The organism is Cyanobacteria bacterium FACHB-DQ100, assembly GCA_014695195.1.
GTDB lineage: Bacteria > Cyanobacteriota > Cyanobacteriia > Leptolyngbyales > Leptolyngbyaceae > Leptolyngbya.
The window spans coordinates 222769-241846 of the sequence record JACJNW010000028.1 but is presented as its reverse complement, the minus strand read 5'-3'; the positions used below and the strand labels follow the sequence as shown (position 1 = coordinate 241846).

The 19078-nt window shown below is 48.6% G+C and carries 20 protein-coding genes; 12 read left to right on the top strand and 8 right to left on the bottom strand.

All coding sequences use genetic code 11. The features are described 5' to 3' along the window. Nucleotides 1-48 precede the first annotated feature (48 nt). Complete coding sequence (locus H6F51_12280) at nt 49-549, bottom strand: peptidase C15 (GenBank protein MBD1823256.1); 501 nt, start codon at nt 547-549, stop codon at nt 49-51. A gap of 34 nt (nt 550-583) precedes the next feature. Between H6F51_12280 and hisH the strand changes: the two genes are divergently transcribed. The 3 genes from hisH (at nt 584) to H6F51_12265 (ending at nt 2178) form a co-directional block, all read left to right on the top strand. Next, nucleotides 584-1225: an imidazole glycerol phosphate synthase subunit HisH gene (hisH, locus tag H6F51_12275; GenBank protein ID MBD1823255.1), complete on the top strand. Its 642-nt coding sequence runs from the start codon at nt 584-586 to the stop codon at nt 1223-1225. Nucleotides 1226-1342: 117 nt separating this feature from the next. Continuing rightward, the gene (rsmD, locus tag H6F51_12270) at nt 1343-1876 is read left to right on the top strand and encodes a 16S rRNA (guanine(966)-N(2))-methyltransferase RsmD (protein MBD1823254.1); all 534 of its coding nucleotides are present in this window, start codon (nt 1343-1345) and stop codon (nt 1874-1876) included. Further along, nucleotides 1873-2178: a hypothetical protein gene (locus tag H6F51_12265; protein MBD1823253.1), complete on the top strand. Its 306-nt coding sequence runs from the start codon at nt 1873-1875 to the stop codon at nt 2176-2178. The genes rsmD and H6F51_12265 overlap by 4 nt, the downstream gene beginning before the upstream one ends. On the opposite strand, the gene H6F51_12260 is transcribed toward H6F51_12265, so the two are convergent. Both H6F51_12260 and H6F51_12255 read right to left on the bottom strand, forming a co-directional pair. Continuing rightward, nucleotides 2162-4237 carry a thioredoxin domain-containing protein gene (locus tag H6F51_12260; GenBank protein MBD1823252.1) on the bottom strand — a complete coding sequence of 692 codons (2076 nt, stop codon included), beginning with the start codon at nt 4235-4237 and terminating at the stop codon, nt 2162-2164. The two genes, H6F51_12265 and H6F51_12260, sit on opposite strands and share 17 nt — an antisense overlap. A gap of 76 nt (nt 4238-4313) precedes the next feature. Continuing rightward, nucleotides 4314-5927, bottom strand: a complete 1614-nt coding sequence (locus H6F51_12255; protein ID MBD1823251.1) for a carbohydrate porin — start codon at nt 5925-5927, stop codon at nt 4314-4316. Nucleotides 5928-6255: 328 nt separating this feature from the next. Here H6F51_12255 and H6F51_12250 point away from each other — a divergent pair, with 328 nt between their 5' ends. Continuing rightward, nucleotides 6256-6783, top strand: a complete 528-nt coding sequence (locus tag H6F51_12250; GenBank protein ID MBD1823250.1) for a hypothetical protein — start codon at nt 6256-6258, stop codon at nt 6781-6783. Between the two features lie 2 nt (nt 6784-6785). Then, nucleotides 6786-7373, top strand: a complete 588-nt coding sequence (locus H6F51_12245; GenBank protein MBD1823249.1) for a shikimate kinase — start codon at nt 6786-6788, stop codon at nt 7371-7373. Nucleotides 7374-7390: 17 nt separating this feature from the next. Here the strand turns inward: H6F51_12245 and H6F51_12240 are convergent, their stop codons facing one another. From H6F51_12240 to hemF, 4 genes are all read right to left on the bottom strand, one after another. After that, nucleotides 7391-8578 carry an MFS transporter gene (locus tag H6F51_12240; GenBank protein MBD1823248.1) on the bottom strand — a complete coding sequence of 396 codons (1188 nt, stop codon included), beginning with the start codon at nt 8576-8578 and terminating at the stop codon, nt 7391-7393. A gap of 3 nt (nt 8579-8581) precedes the next feature. After that, nucleotides 8582-9916, bottom strand: coding sequence for a hypothetical protein (locus H6F51_12235; GenBank protein MBD1823247.1), 1335 nt, complete (start codon nt 9914-9916; stop codon nt 8582-8584). A gap of 161 nt (nt 9917-10077) precedes the next feature. Beyond that, the gene (locus H6F51_12230; GenBank protein MBD1823246.1) at nt 10078-10470 is read right to left on the bottom strand and encodes an STAS domain-containing protein; all 393 of its coding nucleotides are present in this window, start codon (nt 10468-10470) and stop codon (nt 10078-10080) included. A gap of 171 nt (nt 10471-10641) precedes the next feature. Further along, nucleotides 10642-11697 carry an oxygen-dependent coproporphyrinogen oxidase gene (gene hemF, locus H6F51_12225; protein MBD1823245.1) on the bottom strand — a complete coding sequence of 352 codons (1056 nt, stop codon included), beginning with the start codon at nt 11695-11697 and terminating at the stop codon, nt 10642-10644. Between the two features lie 336 nt (nt 11698-12033). Between hemF and H6F51_12220 the strand changes: the two genes are divergently transcribed. From H6F51_12220 to H6F51_12190, 7 genes are all read left to right on the top strand, one after another. After that, nucleotides 12034-12540, top strand: coding sequence for an SRPBCC family protein (locus H6F51_12220; protein ID MBD1823244.1), 507 nt, complete (start codon nt 12034-12036; stop codon nt 12538-12540). A gap of 63 nt (nt 12541-12603) precedes the next feature. After that, entirely contained in the window at nt 12604-13674 is a 1071-nt protein-coding gene (locus tag H6F51_12215; GenBank protein ID MBD1823243.1) for an Mrp/NBP35 family ATP-binding protein, read from the top strand. 16 nt (nt 13675-13690) lie between these two features. Continuing rightward, the gene (gene rodA / locus H6F51_12210; protein MBD1823242.1) at nt 13691-14968 is read left to right on the top strand and encodes a rod shape-determining protein RodA; all 1278 of its coding nucleotides are present in this window, start codon (nt 13691-13693) and stop codon (nt 14966-14968) included. A gap of 110 nt (nt 14969-15078) precedes the next feature. Beyond that, on the top strand, nt 15079-15273 hold the full coding sequence (locus tag H6F51_12205; GenBank protein ID MBD1823241.1) for a DUF3252 domain-containing protein: 195 nt from the start codon (nt 15079-15081) through the stop codon (nt 15271-15273). A gap of 113 nt (nt 15274-15386) precedes the next feature. After that, entirely contained in the window at nt 15387-16049 is a 663-nt protein-coding gene (locus H6F51_12200) for a hypothetical protein (GenBank protein MBD1823240.1), read from the top strand. A gap of 60 nt (nt 16050-16109) precedes the next feature. After that, complete coding sequence (locus tag H6F51_12195) at nt 16110-18191, top strand: cation:proton antiporter (GenBank protein ID MBD1823239.1); 2082 nt, start codon at nt 16110-16112, stop codon at nt 18189-18191. 184 nt (nt 18192-18375) lie between these two features. Next, the gene (locus H6F51_12190; GenBank protein MBD1823238.1) at nt 18376-18774 is read left to right on the top strand and encodes a response regulator; all 399 of its coding nucleotides are present in this window, start codon (nt 18376-18378) and stop codon (nt 18772-18774) included. A gap of 38 nt (nt 18775-18812) precedes the next feature. Here the strand turns inward: H6F51_12190 and H6F51_12185 are convergent, their stop codons facing one another. Continuing rightward, nucleotides 18813-19013 (bottom strand): hypothetical protein, encoded by a 201-nt coding sequence (locus H6F51_12185; GenBank protein ID MBD1823237.1) that lies wholly within the window; start codon nt 19011-19013, stop codon nt 18813-18815. Nucleotides 19014-19078 lie beyond the last annotated feature (65 nt).

Below are 19078 nucleotides of genomic sequence, written 5' to 3'. Positions count from 1 at the left end.
CGCACTTGTTGGGCGCGATCGTGCAATTTTTTCGTATTTTGTTATGGATTATTGGATGCAAATTCGATCGAGAATGTTCAAAAAATCCTGAACAATAATTTCTGTATTCTCAGTGGTTAAAACTGGCACATGAATGAAGATACAGTGTCGATTTAGGCTTTCTAAATGTTTGAGAACACAGTAATACAGATAATTACAGACAAAATTTCCAGCATCATGACTGATTTCGGTGGCGATCGTTGATTCCATCAAGTGCTTTAGATCAAGTCGCGATCGTAGAATTTCACTCTGAAACTTTCCATTTGATTCAAGCGATAAACACTGTCGAGATTCTGCCATTCCACAACAGATCGTAACGTCAGGTTGAATCTCATTAATTTTCGCGATCGTTTGCTTCGGTGCAAGCTCAAAATCAACCGGAAGCTGTCTAAGAAAATGGCAATTTGGGTGAAAGCGCTCTCGATCTAAGATGGCTTGAATCAAATCATCGGAAGCATTCGATCGTTGATGCTCCATCCAAGTTGTAAACGAAGTCAATAAGATTTTCATCTAGAATTTAGATACCAGACTAGAGGATTGAAAGATGCCGACGATCGCTGTTGTCGATTATGACATGGGGAATTTGCACTCTGCTTGTAAAGGATTAGACAACGCAGGCGCAGCCACGCTCATCACGGATTCTGCCAAAGAAATTGAGCAAGCCGATGCGGTGGTGCTTCCCGGTGTGGGTTCATTCGATCCAGCCGTTCAGCACTTGCGATCGCGGGATTTAGTGCAACCGATCAAAGATGCGATCGACAGTGGTAAACCCTTTTTAGGCATTTGTTTAGGATTGCAAATTCTCTTTGAATCGAGCGAAGAAGGCAAAGAACCCGGATTAGGCATTGTTCCTGGAACTGTTAAACGCTTCAAGCCGGAACCTGGATTAACCATTCCGCACATGGGCTGGAACCAGCTTCAATTCACACAACCGGATTGTTCTCTGTGGCAGAACTTAGGCGCAGCTCCTTGGGTGTATTTTGTGCATTCTTACTATGTTGAACCGAGTGATCCAAGCGTTCGTGCCGCAACAATTACACATGGAACACAAACGGTTACAGCCGCGATCGCTCGTGAGAATCTCATGGCTGTTCAGTTTCATCCAGAGAAATCCTCCACGGCTGGATTACAGCTTTTATCGAATTTCGTGCAGTTGGTGAATCAACGTCAGCTATTAAAGCTATAGCAATCTTGATTCGTGAAAGCATGGGCATTTCAGCCCTCATCCCCAACCCTTCTCCCTGGGGGAGAAGGGTTGGGGATGAGGGCAAGCAGAAGTTCATCACTCATTTAGGATCGCTGTATGAGCCTGAGAATTTACGGCAATCGACCTATAAAAACACTTCCAGGTCAAGACACTCGCCCGACTTTAGCAAGAGTGCGCGAAGCCGTGTTTAATATTTGGCAAGGGTCGATCGAGGGATGTCGCTGGCTAGATCTTTGTACAGGAAGTGGATCGATGGGAGCCGAGGCTTTGTGTCGAGGCGCTTCATTGGTGATTGGTATCGAACAATCTGCGCCTGCTTGTCGAATTATTGAGCAAAATTGGAAACAAGTGGCTCAATCCGAGCAGTCTTATCAAGTGTCGCGTGGGGATGTGGTCAAGCGATTAGCGAATCTATCTGGACAACAGTTCGATCGCATCTATTTCGATCCGCCCTACGATAGTGAATTGTATGTTCCGGTATTGAATGCGATCGCAACACTCAACCTACTTGCTCAAGACGGTGAACTGGCAGTCGAACATCGTCCGGGTGCTACCTTTGACACTCCTTTAACGATTGTTCGTCAAAAACGATACGGTAACACTGCACTCACGTTCTATCAAACATCATGACTTGGAAATCTCCGTTTATTGCTTTTCTAGCGCTGACTGTTGCTGCACCTGCAATGGCGCTTCCACCCCCGGAAGACCAACCCGAAGAAGTAGCACGGACAGAAATCATTACAGAAGCTCGATCGCCGATTGATAACAAGCCGTTAAATGCTGCGGAATATGCCGCGCTGCAAGCTCAACTTCAAGAAGGTCAGCCTGTAAATCCGCGTGATCAAGTTTCGCCGCAAGTGAGAAGAACGATCGGACTTCTGCGCCTGCGAAGATTCATCAAAACTGTCTTTCCCTTTATCCCAATCCGGTAGCGTATCTATTCTGGCTTTGCTGGATTTGCTGAATGAATTGTTCCTGAGTTCGGGCAGGTTCTTTGCAGCTTAAACCTTGGCAGACAAGCGCGATCGCATCTTCCGGCAATGTCTCCATCACCCTAAATGCGGTTGTTGGGAGATACTGTGTTTCTAGTGTTGCAATTCGATCGGCTGTACTCCGAATTAAGGTTTGATTGCGGAACCAATCGAGTGCAGTAAACAAGGTCGGACAAGCCGAGGGCGATTGTTCCATCACACTGGCAAAAGCTTGTAACGTTTGTTCGGCACGATCGAAGTAATCTAAATTCTCAGTTAGCAGAGACAAGCGGACTAAGTTCGCGATCGCAATTCCATTTGCAGAAGGTGTGGCGTTGTCTACATAGTTTCTTTCTCGAATCAGTAAGTCTCGACTGGCATCTTTAGCAGTGTTGTAATAACCACTTAATCCATCGCTCCAAAGATACTGATCAAACTCCGCTTGAATCCGAATGGCTTCAGCTAACCAATCAATTTGATTTTCCGGCGCTTCGGATTGAATGCTCCGGGTGACTTGATGCAAATCTAACAATGCTTTGATGAATAATGCGAAATCTTCGGACTGTGCGAGAACCTCAACTGAGCCATTGTAGTTAATTCGATGAAAGCGATCGTTGATCCATTGATTCTGCAAGATGAATGTTGCAGCTTGAGTGGCTAATTCTAATGCTTCTAAATCGCGGAATACTGCGTACGATCGCGCCAATCCCGAAATCATTAAGCTATTCCAAGCAACAATCATTTTTGTGTCGGTGACGGCTGGAATTCGACCTGACCACGCAATGGATTTCGCTTCTTCAGCGTCTCGCGCAGGCGGAAAGGTTTCACCGATGCAAGCACCATATCGCAGTTCAAATAACTTATCGAATGCAGTCTCTACAGTGTCCGAGAGCTGACCGGGATGCTGACGCTGAAGCACGATTTTCCCTTCAAAGTTGCCTCTAGGCTCGATCGTGAATTGTTCTGAAAGCGCAGTTAACTCTTCGGAAGAGAGCGATCGCTGTAATTCCTCATAGCTCCAAACATAGAATGCTCCTTCTTCGGGTTCTGCATCTTCGGGAGTGACAAAACTATCTGCGTCTTGTGCAGCATAAAAATAACCTTCCGGTGCAGTCATCTCGCGTTTGAGCCATTCGACTGTTTTGACGATCGCTCTTTCAAAGGCTGGCTCTTGTACTCCCGATCCCCAAAGATTTGCAAGATACTCAACAATCTGCCCGTTGTCATACAGCATCTTTTCAAAGTGCGGAACTGTCCAAGTCGGATCAACCGTGTAGCGATGAAAACCGCCCGCAACCTGATCAAAAATGCCACCGAGCGCAAGGTCTAATCCGCGCCGTGTAGTCGCTTCGCGAGCATTGTATCGCTCAAACCCAAACCGCACCGCATGAAGCGCCGCATCTGCATAGGGAATCATCGGAAACCGCGTTCCCGGCATCTGGGCTGAAACAATTCCGGTGCTGTACTCCAACCCCTCTTTTAACAATGCTTCACTCAGTGTTTGAGTTGGAAGCAGCACCGAGTTCTGTAAGTTCGTCAAAATCTCAGCTTTTACGGCATCCAATCGAGCACGATCGTCATCATACAATCGCCGCAAAGTCTGCAACACATGCAGAAATCCGGGCCTACCGTACTTTGCATCAACTGGAAAGTAAGTTCCACCATAAAACGGTGCAAGATCATCCGGTGTCAGAAAGATGTTTAAGGGCCAGCCCCCTTGCCCCGTCATCATCTGAAGCGCCTGCATATAGATGCTATCAATATCGGGGCGTTCCTCGCGATCGACCTTAATCGGCAGATAGTTTTCATTCAGATACTGCGCGATCGTCGGGTCTGAAAACGCTTCTCCCTCCATCACCGTACACCAGTGACAAGAAGAGTAACCAATTGATAAAAAGATAATCTTATTGTCGCGGCGGGCTTGCTCGATCGCATCATCGCCCCATGCCCACCACTCGATCGGATTATAAGCATGTTTCCGCAAATAAAGACTCTGAGCTTGAATTAAACGATTTGGCATAGGAAAAAGTTCATACTGATTCCATAACCTTAGCGACCCTAAAGCCGTTTCTCAACTGCTCAGAGCCTTCAACTTGCTAGAACGAGAACACTGTCCGAATCACACCCACCACAACATCTTCGTTGTCTTCATTGAAGTCAGGATTCGTGATCCAAATGACTCCAGGAGTAATCGAAATGTTGTCATTGATGCGATGCCGGTAAAACGCTTCTAAGTGTAAGGAGTTGTTGCGATCGCGAAATCCTAAATCACTACGCGTTAATCTCGGCTCCTGCCCCACCAACAATCCGCCCAAATTACCCTTCTTAAACAAATCAGGAAAGGCTAGATTAACCGCCCAGTTCCACACATCTCCTCGACCCCGACCGATGTAATTATGATTTGCATAACCAACCCAACCCCCTAGCGCAAAGTTTGGAGAGATTTGGAAGACACCAGAAACCCCATACGCATTAATACTAACCGGAGCACCAAAGTTACTATTTGCCAAGTTGCTACCCGTCGCACTCAGGTTAAACGGATCATCAGGTTGAAGCTCTGCACCAAATGGAGCATACGCATTGATGTAGGTAAAACCAATGCGAGAACTTGGACTCAGATTGAGAATGACTTGTGCTAAGGCTCCATATTGACCATTAAACAAGCCGCGTTTGTTTGCTGGGTCGGAAGCATTCGGAACCAAATACCCTAAATTAACCTCGGCAGCCGTCCCAATCCGGTGCCGAATTCCAAATCCTGCACCAAACGAATAGTTATAGATCGGATTCCGTAACCCAAACAGAGAAACAGAACCACCGTCAAAATAAGGGTTAAGCTGGGACGACGCATCCAAATCAACAAACCCGTTTCCTGTCCCTGCAAGAAACGCATCAGTATTCTCGCTCAATGGAAATCGATAGCGCAGGAGTGCAAGTCCAACCTGTCCACCACTATCCCCATCAAATTCAACTCGTCCCATATTCGTGCCTAACACCCCCAAACCACGAACACCCGTTACGCTAGTTGGGTCTTGGGTTGTTTCGCCGAGCGGTGTCACATTATTGGCTTGGAGCCGCGCCGTGAGTAAGTCCCGTCCTGTAAAGCTTGTGTTGAGATTCAATCGCACCCGATAAGATAGCGTGGGATTGCGTTCAGCCCTGGTGCTCGTCACCGCATTATCACCGCCCAAAACGCTGACACCAGCGAAGATCGCTTCACCTTGCAGCTTCGTAGTCGTTGAAAATTGCTGGCGTTCTAAAGTTGTTGTGCGGGCTTCCAAGGCATCCACGCGACCGCGAATCGTTGCCAGCTCTACCGCAAATTGTTCTTGGAGTTTCTGGAGCGTGGCAAGGTCTTCTTTCTTGACCAAATCAGCGGTAGAAGCGGCAATCAGTTCATTGACTCGATTGAGACAAGCATTCAATCCGGCTGCAAACTCAAAGCGGGTTAATGCTCGATTGCCGCGATAGGTACGATCGGGATACCCTGCAATACAACCATACCGCTCAACTAGAGATTGGAGTGCCTGAAATGCCCAATCTGTCGGGCGCACATCCGAAAGCTGTGAGACAGAAGTAACTTGATCTAAACTATTTTGAATTTGTGGATTTGCAGGAACAATCTCAGGTTCAGCCGCACGAACGCTCAAAGGTGCAAGCAGTAAAGAACTTGCCGCGATCGTCACCAAACAGGTAAATGAAGCGAATTTCATTCGTCATTCCTCACTATCAATCAATATTTATAGATGCAGACCTCGCATTGCTACGAAGCTAAAACACTGAAGCTCAAAAATTACTAAAGCTGAAGCTCACGTCCTGGGAAGCGGGAGTTATGAATCGTTCAAATCCTTAGATAGAGCCACACTACTGGTCTCTGTTCTTAGCTCTCGACTGTCTAAAGACTGAGAAATCAAAGATTTAATCAATTGCAACAATTGATTGTTTCAGCATTCGTCGTAACGTTGCGTTTCTGTACGGTCTGGCAATACGCTAAGCTGAAGTAAAGTACCCGATCGGGTGAATTTAACCGGGGGTTTTCTTATGGCTCTTCTGCGTTTTGTTCTGCTCTGTGCGATCGTTGGGTTTGGTGTAATCTTCGCGCTCTCGAACTGGGGCGTGTCGATGTCGCTTGTATTCCTTGGGGTTCCGTCGCCTAGTTTGCCGCTACCCATCTGGATCGGCGGTGCGATCGGGCTAGGTGCTGCGACAACGCTGATTATTACGGCGCTGTTTGGACTCACTGGATTTACGGCGCGGCGCTCTGAGCGCAAAGGCACCCGACCTCAATCGACCGGCTTTGCCTACACGGAAACGCCGCGTAACACTGCACCCCGCACCCCTGATGCGGACGATTGGTTTAGCGACGATAGCGACGATTGGGCAACTGAACCCAAAAATCGATCAGAGCGAGACTTTGAAACCAGACAGGAACCCACCTCGACCACGCGATCAGGTTCGACGTATTCCTACACCTATCGCGAAGCACCAGAACCGAAAAAGCCGGATGTCGTGGACGCAGACTACCGTGTGATTCGCCCCCCGGTACGAAAGTTAGATGAGGAGGAATAGTCATGCTAAACGGGGTGAGTGTGTTTCTGATCGGCATGATGGGGGTTGGCAAAACCACGATCGGACAACTGCTGGCAAAACAGCTCGATTATGAGTTTCTTGATGTCGATCAGTTTATTGAGCAGGCAACCGGACAGACGGTGAGTGCGATTTTTGCCGAGTCAGGAGAAGCAATTTTTCGCCAACTCGAAACGGCTACCTTGGCGCAAGTTTCAGCACGGTTGCGGCGAGTCGTGGCAACAGGCGGCGGAATTGTGCTGGCACAGGAAAATTGGAGCTATCTGAAGCATGGGGTAATTGTCTGGCTCGATGTTCCAATAGAACAGTTGCGGGAACGACTCAGCCAAGATACAACGCGACCTTTGCTGCAGAACCAGGATCTCACGGCTCGATTAACGCAGCTTGCGGATGAACGTCGATCGCGCTATGCCCAAGCGGATATTCACATTCAGGTCATGCCGGATGAAACTCCAGAGCAGGCTACAGCACGGGTGATTGCGGCGATCGCTCAAGCCTGTGAGCAGAAACGCCAAATCGATCAATCGGTGCAACGGTTGAATCAGGAAATGCCGTTTCACATGAACTCGTAGGCGATTTTAGGAAGGTGTTAGCGTTGAGCCAAACGGGACATTAGCCAACTGTGCAAACCTAACATGACGATCGCTAACGGCAACATCAATGCAGGAATGATTCCAATCCCCGCTCGATTTGCAACCCAACCGACTCCTGTAGGAATCGTCGCCGCTCCGACACTGCCCATACTGGCAAGTAAACCGATCGCCGTTGGAACCATTGCTCGATCGACTCGTTGCGGTGTCAACCAAATCATTGCGGGAAAGATGATTGCCAGCCCAAATCCTAAAACGGGCAGAATAAACCATGTGCTCGGTATTTGCCACCAAATCAGCAAGCCCACAATCAGCAATAGCAGTGAAAACACGATCGTGCGATTTGCACCCAATCGATTCATCAATTGACCAAAGCTCAAGCGCCCGATCGTCAGCCCCACCCAATAGCCCGACACGCTGTATCCTGCAATCTGTGTCGAAATGCCTCGACCGACGTGTTGCACAGTATAGGCCCAGTTCCCGATCGAGACCTCAGTTCCCACATAGATTAATAACAACAATGCAGAAACAATCACGATCGGATTTCTGAGCGCGGCGGCAAAGTTCGATCGAGCGGTCGTCTCACCAGTAAAGCGCTGCTGTAAAGGGGAATATTGGTGTAGAACTGCCCAAAGCATTCCTACAATTGACACGCTCACAATCCCTGCAATCACAGCGTAAATTTGTCGCCAATGCACGCCAAACGTGAGCAATGCGGTTGCGATCGCAGGCCCCGAAAGTGCGCCAATTCCATAAAACGCATGAAGCAATCCCATCAAATTAGCATTCTGTTGCTCATGTGCAATAAACGTATTACCGCCTGCATCAATCAATCCAATCCCAAACCCTAACAGTGATCCTGTTGCAATCATGACAATCCAGTGCGTCGTGGAAGCATAAAGGCTTAATGCACTGGTCAGTAAGAGCAAGCCGAGCAGAATTGTCTTTGCTAAACCGAATCGATGGGTTAGAAAACTGCTAGCTGTGGCTGCGATCGCATACCCTGACACCTGACTAATAAACAAAAATGTCACTGTTGCAGGTGTGAGACTGTAAGTTTCGAGAATCGATGGCAGAATCACACCTAATCCACCTTCTGCAATCCCGATCGCAACAAACGAATAAAAGATGAGTGCAACACCAATCCACAATCGATCGTTCAATCGTGAACGCGGTTTCGATCGCACAGTCTAACTCCGCTTGAATCCTTTCGTTGGCTTCTTATCCGCTTTTTCTTTGGCTTTCGTCTTGCTCACTTCTGCCAAAGCTTCTTGAAATAGATTGTGTAAATGTATTGGCACACTGGCGATGTCCGGTAGTTCTGGCTCTAGGGGTTTATGATGCTCCTGCAACAGTGGGTCAAGGTCTGTTTGCAGGTTGAAATCTGGGCGATCGAGGAACGATCTCAACACAGTCTCCAATTGAGTTGGATACTGTTCTGCAAGTTGATGCCACACAAACGGATTCACTTCAGCATCTGTTAGATACTTCCGCACTAATCTATCCGCACCTTTGACCGACTGCCAATCTTCCGCTTTCAGCAGCGCTTCAAACTGAGTGTAGGTTGTCAGTAACATTTGTCCCCAGCGTGGATGCGCCAGAATCGTCACTTCTTCTGCTTTTTTCAAATCCGGCGGTAGCTCGATCTGGGGTGTCACCATTTTTGCGGCTGCTTTGTTTTGCATCATTTTTGCCGCCGCTTCTTCGTCGAGTCCCATTGCTTCCGCCATTTCGGTGAGTTCTTCATCGCTCACGCCTGCTTCTTGCGCCATTTCTGCAAGGGATTTATTCGGATCAAGTCCTGCTTCATCCATTCGACGCTGGGTGAGAAAGCCCTGAAATTCCGCAATCTTTTTACCCAGATGATAACCCGATAACGTCATCTGATCGGTGCCGAAAAAATCGAGAAAATCTTGGTGATAGCGCTCAACCGATTTCCAGGCTTCTTCGAGTAATTCTGGAGCATCCCCGTACAAATCAGATTTATAGCTCTGTCTAAAGTTACCGATCGCAACCGCTAACTTGGGTTTCCCTAAGTTCCCTAACTGCACATAGGGACTAAAGATTGTCCAGTAATCCTCAACAGGTGCAATTCGCGTGACGAGCATTTCCCCAAGCTTTAATCGCGACATTGCTTCTAGTGTTTCTGAATCATTCGGCTTCACAATGTATAGTTTTGTGGTTAGCCAATTCATCAGTTTGAAGCCGTCGGGTAAGATTTCTTGAATGGCAAACAGTCCTGAAAAATTACGCTTCCAGTTCAGAATCAGTTGTCGATCGTCCTCCGACAATTCTGGTTCGCTTTCAATGAATAGCTCTAACGGGGTTTTCGTTCCAACTTGTCCGTGAGTCAAAAATATATCAACGATCGTATCCCGGTGCTTACTCTCTTTTGACTGCGATTGCGCTAACTTCTCTGCGACAAACTTTTCAAAAGCCTTTGCTAATTCCCCTTCCGCATCGTAAACAAAATCCGTTAGCGATTGCTTCAGTTCTTTTGATCGCGCCAAAATTGCATCTACCATAAGTCACCTCGATCGTCCTTGGATACCTTAAGCCTTTGCTTTAGCCATCCCAAAGCATCCTGGGATAGATTTTGTTACAACAGCCTTAAACAATTAAAAAGCGATCGAAACCTGACTTCGATCGCTTCTGGTACAAACTCTTCAGTTGTCCTGCTCTCAAGCTAACTTGCTAAACCTTGAGGAACAGAATTTTGCAAAGTCGCTTTACTACTTAATAAAGCCTCTTCCTCACTCTCAAAAATCTCAAAAACAGAATCCATCATCGTCACTTCAAAAACCAGCTTCGCCTCCGGATGAACATTACACAGCTTGAAGCTACCTTTTGCCTTATCCGCATCCCGCATCCCTGCAACTAATGAAGTTAAGCCAGAGCTATCAATGAAATTCACCTGCCCTAAATTCACAACAACATGATTTCCCTGTTTAGCAATGCAGTCCTGTAGTTTGGTGCGAAATTTCCATGCTGTCGTAATATCTAGCCGCCCGCTCGGACTGAACACGACGATCGTCGTGCCGTCTGGGGTATTGAAAGTCTTCTGCTCCATGTAAACCATGACTTGCCTCATGCAGTCTTTTGGTGATCACCTCTCTAAATTATGCCCAAAGATAGAGGAAGATAACGATTTCTTAAGATTTTAAGATCAAAAAAGGGAAGCGTCTGTTGAATGCTTCCCCCGAAGTGCAAGGCTTAACAAATGGATGTCAATGGTTCATCACCATTGGGCTTAGTGTGCCCCGTTTGTTGACCAATTGATCCAATCTTGTGGTTTTAGGAAAATCTCGTACAGCCGCGCCTCTGGACTGCCTGTTTCTGGCTCATAGCCATACTCCCAACGCACCAACGGCGGCAACGACATCAGAATCGATTCAGTCCGCCCATTCGTTTGCAGCCCAAAGATCGTGCCGCGATCGTACACCAGGTTAAATTCCACGTAGCGCCCCCGCCGATAAAGCTGGAACTGACGCTGACGATCGCCGTACTCAGTATCTTGACGACGCTCCACGATCGGCAGATAAGCAGGCAAGAACGCATCACCGCAGGATTGCACAAACGCAAATAAGTCTTCCCAGGTGCGATTTTGTACTGCTCCCACTTCTTTACTGCGCAGCGCCGCAGAGGTATCACTCTGAGATCCGGGATAAGAGATGGGATACAAATCGCCGCGAGTATCCTGGTAATCAAAGAAGATGCCGCCCACCCCACGAGTTTCTTTACGGTGCTTGAGATAGAAATACTCGTCGCACCAAAGTTTGAACGTGGGATAGTATTCGGGATGATGACGATCGCACGCTTCCTTCAAGGTTTGATGGAAATGAATCACATCTTCTTCAAACGGGTAATACGGCGTTAAATCGATTCCACCGCCAAACCACCAGACAGGGCCTGCTTCAAAGTAGCGGTAGTTTAAATGCACCGTTGGGATGTAAGGGTTGCGGGGATGCAGCACCATCGAAGTTCCAGTCGCATAGAAACTATGACCTGCTGCTTCCGGTCGCTGCACCAAAATCGAAGGTGGCAAATCCTTGCCCCAGACTTCTGAGAAATTCACACCGCCTTGCTCAAACACTCGACCTTCGCGAATCACCCGCGATCGACCGCCGCCGCCTTCTTCTCTTGTCCAGCTATCTTCGCGAAACTGCGATGCTCCGTCTGCGGCTTCTAGTCCTTCACAAACTTGATCTTGAAAAGATTTTAACCATTGGCTGACCCGCTCTCTAGAATCACTGGGAGGAAGCGGTTGTGTCGTTTCGGTGGGGTTAGAGGTAAAGAAGGCAGTCATAAACGTCGATTCCTGGAACGAGTCTTCTTACTATGCAGTGGAGGAGTTTAAAGTTTCCGACTAGCTTCAAGCATTAGAATTGCTGAAACCAGTCGGTTCATTTAGACTATCGCGAAACGGCAGCTAGAAGGTGACTTGCTCGGCTGTCAAGCCCAGGATGGTGCATCCTGAGCGGAAAAGCACGATCGTAAATGTTTATAACGTGCTGTTACGACTGGTGTAATCTGGTTAGCCGTCTCAAGAAAGATGACAATTGCAGCACAAATCTAGCTAAGATCGAACACCCCGGATTCAGGGTGCGGGTCAAACCGATTCCCTTACTTAGGAGACGTATTGATGCTGAACTTTCCTTGGAGATTGGTTAATCGCAGGCGGCGACGGGTGCAATCCACTCTGGCTCGAACCTATCAAGCGATTAGTTCAGCCTCTGTAGATGATTTGTGGAAGAAAGTGATTGATTTGGCAGATGTCTCTTGGCATCCGTTAATCTCCAAAACGAATGTGCCGCGTGGACAGGTGGCAAAACCAGGATTGATTTACGAAGCAGTGACGCGCCTTGGCCCCTTTCCAATTCGGATTTTTGTGGAGCGAGTTGAGCCGAGAGAGTTGCTCAGCATCAGAATTATGGCGATTCCAGGCATCGAAGAACGAATTCGATATGAAGTGAAATCGATGGTTTCGGGAACCAGTATCGCTTATTCGGTAACGCTGCAAGGCTGGTTGTCGCCGTTAATCTGGTCGATCATCAAGCCTTACGCGGCGCGAGTGGCAGAGGATCTCGCACATGCAGCCGAACAGCCGATCGACTCCAAATCCACTCAAGCTAGCTGTTTCGATTTCTAACAAGCGATCGTCTCCGAGCGGTAAGATCAAACGGATAACCCAAGCGATCGCTCTCTACCCTCTATGTTAGATACCCTCTGTGCAGAATCTGTTTTAGAAGTCCTTAAGCCTGTTCAAGATCCCGAACTGCAAAAAAGTTTGGTTGCACTAAACATGATTCGGAATGTGTCGATTTCCGGCGGCAAGGTGCGCTTCACCCTGGTTCTAACGACTCCTGCTTGCCCATTGCGCCAGTTCATCGTCGAAGACTGTGAACGCGCCGTCAAGACCCTCCCTGGCGTGGAATCGGTGGAGGTGGAAGTCACGGCAGAAACGCCGCAGCAGAAAGGATTGCCCGATCGGACTGGAATTGATGGCGTGAAAAACATCATTGCGATTTCGAGCGGTAAAGGGGGAGTTGGTAAAAGCTCGATCGCTGTGAATGTGGCAGTGGCACTCGCCCAAGCCGGCGCAAAAGTGGGGTTGATCGATGCTGACATCTACGGACCCAATGCTCCAATGATGTTGGGTCTGGAAGGATCAGGCGTTGCGGTGCGCCAAACGGCTCAAGGCGAGATCCTAGAACCTGCTTTCAATCACGGCGTTAAGCTTGTCTCAATGGGATTTCTAATCGACAAAGACCAGCCTGTGATCTGGCGAGGCCCGATGCTGAACGGTGTGATTCGCCAATTTCTCTATCAGGTGCAATGGGGTGACTTGGATTATCTCATCGTCGATATGCCTCCCGGTACCGGAGATGCCCAATTGACGCTGGCACAAGCCGTTCCGATGGCAGGAGCAGTCATCGTCACCACGCCTCAATCGGTCGCATTGCTTGATTCTCGACGCGGCTTAAAGATGTTCCAGCAGCTAAACGTGCCAGTGTTAGGAATTGTTGAGAACATGAGCTACTTTATTCCACCGGATATGCCCGATCGTCAGTACGACATTTTCGGATCAGCAGGTGGCGAAAAAACCGCAGCAGAATTAAACGTGCCGCTCTTGGGCTGTGTACCGCTCGAAATTCCGTTGCGTCAGGGGGGCGATCGAGGAGTGCCGATCGTCGTGGGTGAACCCGATTCTGCCTCGGCAAAAGCGCTAACTCGGATTGCTCAGCAAATTGCTGCTAAAGTATCCGTGGCAGCCCTCGCTTAACGCCTTTCTCAAATCTATGTTTCGCAAAAGATCTCCTTCCCCCCTCAGACCATGGCTCCAACCCTGGCAAGGAATGGACTGGTACTTGTTCGGAGCAGTCCTCGCGCTGACGCTCTTGGGTAGCGTGATGCTGTTTAGCGTTCAACTGACGCACACTGAGCGCGAAGACTGGATCTATCACCTCTGCATCGGTGGGCTAGGAACGTTTCTGATTCTGGCGCTGGCGCGAATGCGCTACGATGTCCTGCTGCGGTGGAAGTGGTGGATTTATGGTGTGACCAATGCCTCGCTGCTGCTCGTGATGGTCATGGGGCTAGAGGCAAAGGGAGCACAGCGTTGGCTCGGATTTTTCGGGTTTGGAATTCAGCCGTCAGAGTTTGCCAAGCTTGGGATCATTGTTGTGCTAGCGGGAATGCTGCACCAGCGATCGGCATCGACGATCGCGATGATGATGAAGATTCTTGGGGTTGCAGCTTTGCCTTGGGCACTGGTGTTTTTGCAGCCGAACTTAGGGACTTCTCTAGTGTTTGGGGCAATTACGATCGGGATGCTGTATTGGGGCAATGCCAATCCCGGCTGGTTGCTGCTGCTGCTGTCTCCGGTCGTATCCGCGATTTTATTTACCACGCTAATCAGCAAAGGAGCGTTCGGCATCTCGGCGATCGGGTTGTGGATTGCGACGATCGGTCTGATCGCTTGGAGAACGCTGCCTTGGCGCACTTATGGAACGCTGGTTCCAGTGGTGATTAATTTAGTTGCAGGTGGACTGGGACAGGTGCTGTGGCAATTTGTGCTGCACGATTATCAGAAGGCGCGAATTCTGATGTTTATTGACCCTGACCAAGATCCGCTGGGAGCGGGGTATCACTTGATTCAATCGCGGATTGCGATCGGGGCGGGAGAACTCACAGGACGCGGATTATTTCGGGGCACTCAGACACAGCTCGACTTTATTCCTGAGCAGAATACAGACTTTATTTTTACTGCGGTTGGTGAAGAATTAGGATTTATCGGCGCAATCTTTGTGCTTGCCGCTTATTTGCTGATTTGCTACCGATTGCTGATTATTGCCCAAAACGCCAAAGATGAGTTTGGCGCACTGATCACAGTGGGTGTATTTTCGATGATTCTGTTTCAGATGGCAGTCAATATTGGCATGACGATTAATCTGTCGCCTGTGACTGGAATTCCTTTGCCGTGGCTGAGTCACGGCAATGCGGCACTGTTGATGAATTTCATCGCGATCGGCTTGGTTCAGTCCGTGGCAAACGCCCGCCAAAAGCCGAAATTCTAAACGATTGGACTTGAACAATTGGAAAGACGCGATCGCGCTATCGATCACAATCGATAACAGAGTGTTCGACACCGCCTGTAAACTGATAGGGAAGCTATCTTGCAGCAATTATGTTTTTACCAGGTTCAGCCGTCCGTGTGACGAATGTGAATGATACTTACTACGGGTTCCAAGGACTTGTACAGCGTATCACTGATGGAAAAGTTGCAGTTTTATTTGAGGGTGGCAACTGGGACAAGTTGATCACGTTCAGAATGTCTGAGCTTGAAATTGTCGAAACTGCCAAGAAAAAGGCAGCAAAATAAGCACGTTCAGGGTTTGAATGCGGTAGATTGTGGGATGGAGACGTTTTCACGAAACGTCTGTACGACATTGCACCGGTGCGATCGTCGGCTTGATCGTCGGTATGAATTTGCTTATGCGCCTCCCACTTCCCCAGTTTTCTGCTCAGAATCGCCCTGCCAATCACATTGCCGAGGTGATCGAAACAGCGACGACAGAATTTCTTTCACAATGCCTGGAACCGGAAGATCTATCGTTTCCGGTGATGCCGCCGTTTGGAAGCTGGGTCAAAGCGATCGACGAAGAATCAGGAAACTTAATCTATGCAGTCGTTTACCACGCGACGACTAGCCCGATCGATACCGTGCATCGGGCTAGAGCATTAGGAATGTCGCTGCTAGAACTGCGCGAACAACAGCCGCAAATTTTCGCGATGCTGAGAACAGAATTTCGATCGGCGATCGTTGGCTATCGTGCGGGCGGAAATAAAAAGAATGGCTCGGCAGGTGGAACGCTTTATCAACATTTACCGCCCCGTCCGCCCCAAATTCATCAAGCCGTTTACGCTTGTGATGCAGAAGAAATTGTTGAATTTAGCGATCAGCTTGATTTTTTGAGAACCTTACTGCAAGTGGGCAGTGCTCCGGTTGATGCGCTGACGGCGGCTGCAATTCGAGAAATCTATCAACTGAGGAAAGCCGATCGTGCTTGGTTGGTGCAAGCGGGTCGAATGCTAAGCTTGCTGCTGAAAGATGACTACGATCGACTACGGGTGATCCTGAGTCAAATTCATCTCTAGGTGGATTTCGTGCTCAATTTGACCTGGTAATTGTTAGATCGCATTGAGTGGCGCTGCTTCATGTTGTTTTTAACCGCTGGCTTGTTTCAAGAACCAATCGTTTCTTTTGTGATTCTGCTAGCGGTCATTTTGATTGTACCGATCGTATTCGAGCGGTTAAAGCTACCGGGACTGGTAGGATTGCTGGCATCGGGAGTTGCACTCGGCTCGAATGGATTGGGGATCATTCAAAATGACTCTGAGACCATGAATTTGCTCTCAGACATCGGACTGGTGTATCTGATGTTTGTGGCAGGTTTGGAAATTGATATTGACCAATTTACTCGGACACGAAATCGCTCGATCGGCTTTGGAACTTATACGTTTTTAGTGCCATTGATTACTGGAACGATCGTTGGGCGAATGTTTGGGTTTGAGTGGAATCCCGCGATTTTGATCGGATCGCTGTTCGCGTCTCACACGCTCTTGGCCTATCCGATCGTCAGTCGCCTAGGGGTTGTGGGAAATGAAGCCGTTACGGTGACGATCGGCGCAACGATCTTTACTGACGTTGGGGCGCTGTTAGTCTTAGCGATTTGTGTCGGGGTTCATGCAGGCGATTTTACACTCATCAAGCTGATCACGCTGTTGGGATCGCTGGTTGTTTATACGATCGTGGTTCTCTTTGGGTTTGATCGAGCGGGAAGAGAATTTTTTCGACGATCGGGAGACGATGAAGGCAATCAATTCCTGTTCGTTCTATTAGCGGTGTTTCTGGCTTCGGTTGGAGCGCAGTTAATCGGGGTTGAAAAAATCGTGGGTGCGTTTCTCTCCGGGCTTGCAGTAAATCGCGTTGTCGGAAACAGCCCTGTTAAAGAGAAAGTCGTATTTGTCGGCAGCGTTTTGTTTATTCCCATCTTCTTTGTGGATATGGGGTTGCTAATTCGGATTCCGGCGTTTATTCAGAGCTTGACTGATCCGAAGTTGTTGGGATTGACTGTTGCGATCGTGCTCGGTCTCATCGCTAGTAAATTTGGGGCGGCGGTGCTGGCAAAACTGACCTATCGCTATAGCTGGCAAGAAATGATGGTGATGGGATCGCTTTCCCTGCCTCAAGTGGCCGCAACGTTGGCTGCAACGCTGGTCGGCTATCGGGCAGGATTGCTCACCGAGAGCGTTCTCAATAGCGTGATTGTGTTGATGCTAGTGACTTCGACATTAGGGCCGATCTTAACGGCGCGATTTGCGAATGAACTTCGACCCGAAACTCCCGCCACGATCGCACCGACAATTCCCGATTCGACCTGGACACACCAAACCACGATCGTTGTCCCAATCTACAATCCCAATACCGAAGCGAATCTTCTTGAACTTGCAGCTCTCATTGCTCGCTCCCACGCGGGTCAATTAATTCCGTTAGCGATCGCCCTGTCCCAAGCCCATTTAAACTCACCGTCGATGCAAGAACGCATTGATGACAGCGAATCTCGGTTAGTGCGTGCAACAGAACTGACCGAAGGATTTGGGGTTAAAGTGACCCCCCTGCTGCGAATTGATGACAACGTTGCTCAAGGAATCGCTCGCACCAGTCGAGAATATCGCGCTGACCTGATTGTGATGGGTTGGGGACGCAAAAGCGCGATTAGAGAGCGGTTGTTTAGAAATGTCGTCAACAGTGTTTTATACGCGGCTTCTTGCCCGGTTGCCGTTGCGCGATTAGTGAAATCTCCAAGCGAATTTCAGCAAATTTTGCTCCCTGTCGAAAATCTTACCCCGCGATCGATCTCAACCTTACAGCTCGCTCATAATATCGCCACCGCGACAGGAGGACAAATTACAATCCTGCATGTGTGTGATCGAGCGACCTCTCCCAGTAAGATTGCTTGGATCAAATCACAAATCACGCTCCTCGCTGCAAAGCTGCCACCCCTTAAGACCGATATTCAAATCGTCCCAGATGATGATGTGGTTCGGACGATCGCAATGGCAGCGAAATCTTCTGACTTATTGGTTTTGCGATCGCCGGAGCGCTTGCTTAGTGCAGGAGGACTGGCGCTAAATAGTCGCACGGCTCAGATCTTGCCGCAGATTCAATGCTCGATCGTGCTGGTAGGTGAACCGCAATCGGTCGATCGTTCGGTTCTATTGTCGTCCTCTTCATAAATGAATACTTAACATACGCAAAGTTTTTGAGATTTGCTTGCTTTACGCAGATAACCGTGTGAAATTTGTCGCATAAAGGCGGCTGCAAAATTCAGCCGGGACATCCGCGAGATTAGGTGTAAGACTCCTCTCGCAATTTCTCCACGTTGACCGGAAAATGGAAGTCAACAAGGGTGCAGATGTAATGACAAGTGATCAAGAGACAGGATCGGAGCCTCCGATCCGAATACTACTGATTGAAGACAATGAGGCAAACCGAGGTCTGCTTGAAGATTATCTAATCTATCAAGGCTACAGCGTATTGGCTTTGGGTGTGGGCATAGGGTTCGATCGAGCCTTAGAAACGTTTCAGCCTCAAGTCGTACTACTCGATCTCAGGTTGCCCGATATTGACGGCTGCGAGATTCTAGAGCAGATGCAGCGCCATTCAGAGTGGTGCAGGGTTCCCGTGATTGTGGTGTCGGCTCGCGCCTTTATGACTGACCAACAAAATGCGCTCAGCCTCGGCGCACGGCGTTATTTGGTGAAGCCGATTCGCTTGGCTGAGTTGCTTCAGGCAATTCAAGCCGAACTAATCGAGTAAAGAAAACTATGATTCGTGAAGCTTTAATCCTGCCAACCTTAGCGTCTGGATCTGATCGAGTCATAGTCTGGATGCGTATTAATGAATTGCTCGATCGTGAGACTCAGGCTCTTGACAGTATCACCAGACTCTTGAATTTGAATTTCGAGCGCGGAAAGTAATAGAGTTGCGGTTTGAAGTTGATTGAGCGCTCGTTCGATACTGATGCGAGTTTGGCTCTCAAACTCTTGTAGATTCATAGCTTAGACAAGTCTGGTACTGAATATTTAGCACTATAGTCATTCCGGTTCGGTGATCGTCACCC

Bases quoted from the DNA above. Each gene is read 5' to 3' on its own strand.
- H6F51_12230 (MBD1823246.1), bottom strand. From the start codon at position 10,470: ATGGTTTACATGGAGCAGAAGACTTTCAATACCCCAGACGGCACGACG.
- hisH (MBD1823255.1), top strand. From the start codon at position 584: ATGCCGACGATCGCTGTTGTCGATTATGACATGGGGAATTTGCACTCT.
- H6F51_12255 (MBD1823251.1), bottom strand. From the start codon at position 5,927: ATGAAATTCGCTTCATTTACCTGTTTGGTGACGATCGCGGCAAGTTCT.
- H6F51_12200 (MBD1823240.1), top strand. From the start codon at position 15,387: ATGCGCCTCCCACTTCCCCAGTTTTCTGCTCAGAATCGCCCTGCCAAT.
- H6F51_12185 (MBD1823237.1), bottom strand. From the start codon at position 19,013: ATGAATCTACAAGAGTTTGAGAGCCAAACTCGCATCAGTATCGAACGA.
- H6F51_12245 (MBD1823249.1), top strand. From the start codon at position 6,786: ATGCTAAACGGGGTGAGTGTGTTTCTGATCGGCATGATGGGGGTTGGC.
- rodA (MBD1823242.1), top strand. From the start codon at position 13,691: ATGTTTCGCAAAAGATCTCCTTCCCCCCTCAGACCATGGCTCCAACCC.
- H6F51_12190 (MBD1823238.1), top strand. From the start codon at position 18,376: ATGACAAGTGATCAAGAGACAGGATCGGAGCCTCCGATCCGAATACTA.
- H6F51_12250 (MBD1823250.1), top strand. From the start codon at position 6,256: ATGGCTCTTCTGCGTTTTGTTCTGCTCTGTGCGATCGTTGGGTTTGGT.
- H6F51_12280 (MBD1823256.1), bottom strand. From the start codon at position 549: ATGAAAATCTTATTGACTTCGTTTACAACTTGGATGGAGCATCAACGA.
- H6F51_12195 (MBD1823239.1), top strand. From the start codon at position 16,110: ATGTTGTTTTTAACCGCTGGCTTGTTTCAAGAACCAATCGTTTCTTTT.
- H6F51_12215 (MBD1823243.1), top strand. From the start codon at position 12,604: ATGTTAGATACCCTCTGTGCAGAATCTGTTTTAGAAGTCCTTAAGCCT.
- H6F51_12235 (MBD1823247.1), bottom strand. From the start codon at position 9,916: ATGGTAGATGCAATTTTGGCGCGATCAAAAGAACTGAAGCAATCGCTA.
- hemF (MBD1823245.1), bottom strand. From the start codon at position 11,697: ATGACTGCCTTCTTTACCTCTAACCCCACCGAAACGACACAACCGCTT.
- H6F51_12265 (MBD1823253.1), top strand. From the start codon at position 1,873: ATGACTTGGAAATCTCCGTTTATTGCTTTTCTAGCGCTGACTGTTGCT.
- rsmD (MBD1823254.1), top strand. From the start codon at position 1,343: ATGAGCCTGAGAATTTACGGCAATCGACCTATAAAAACACTTCCAGGT.
- H6F51_12260 (MBD1823252.1), bottom strand. From the start codon at position 4,237: ATGCCAAATCGTTTAATTCAAGCTCAGAGTCTTTATTTGCGGAAACAT.
- H6F51_12220 (MBD1823244.1), top strand. From the start codon at position 12,034: ATGCTGAACTTTCCTTGGAGATTGGTTAATCGCAGGCGGCGACGGGTG.
- H6F51_12205 (MBD1823241.1), top strand. From the start codon at position 15,079: ATGTTTTTACCAGGTTCAGCCGTCCGTGTGACGAATGTGAATGATACT.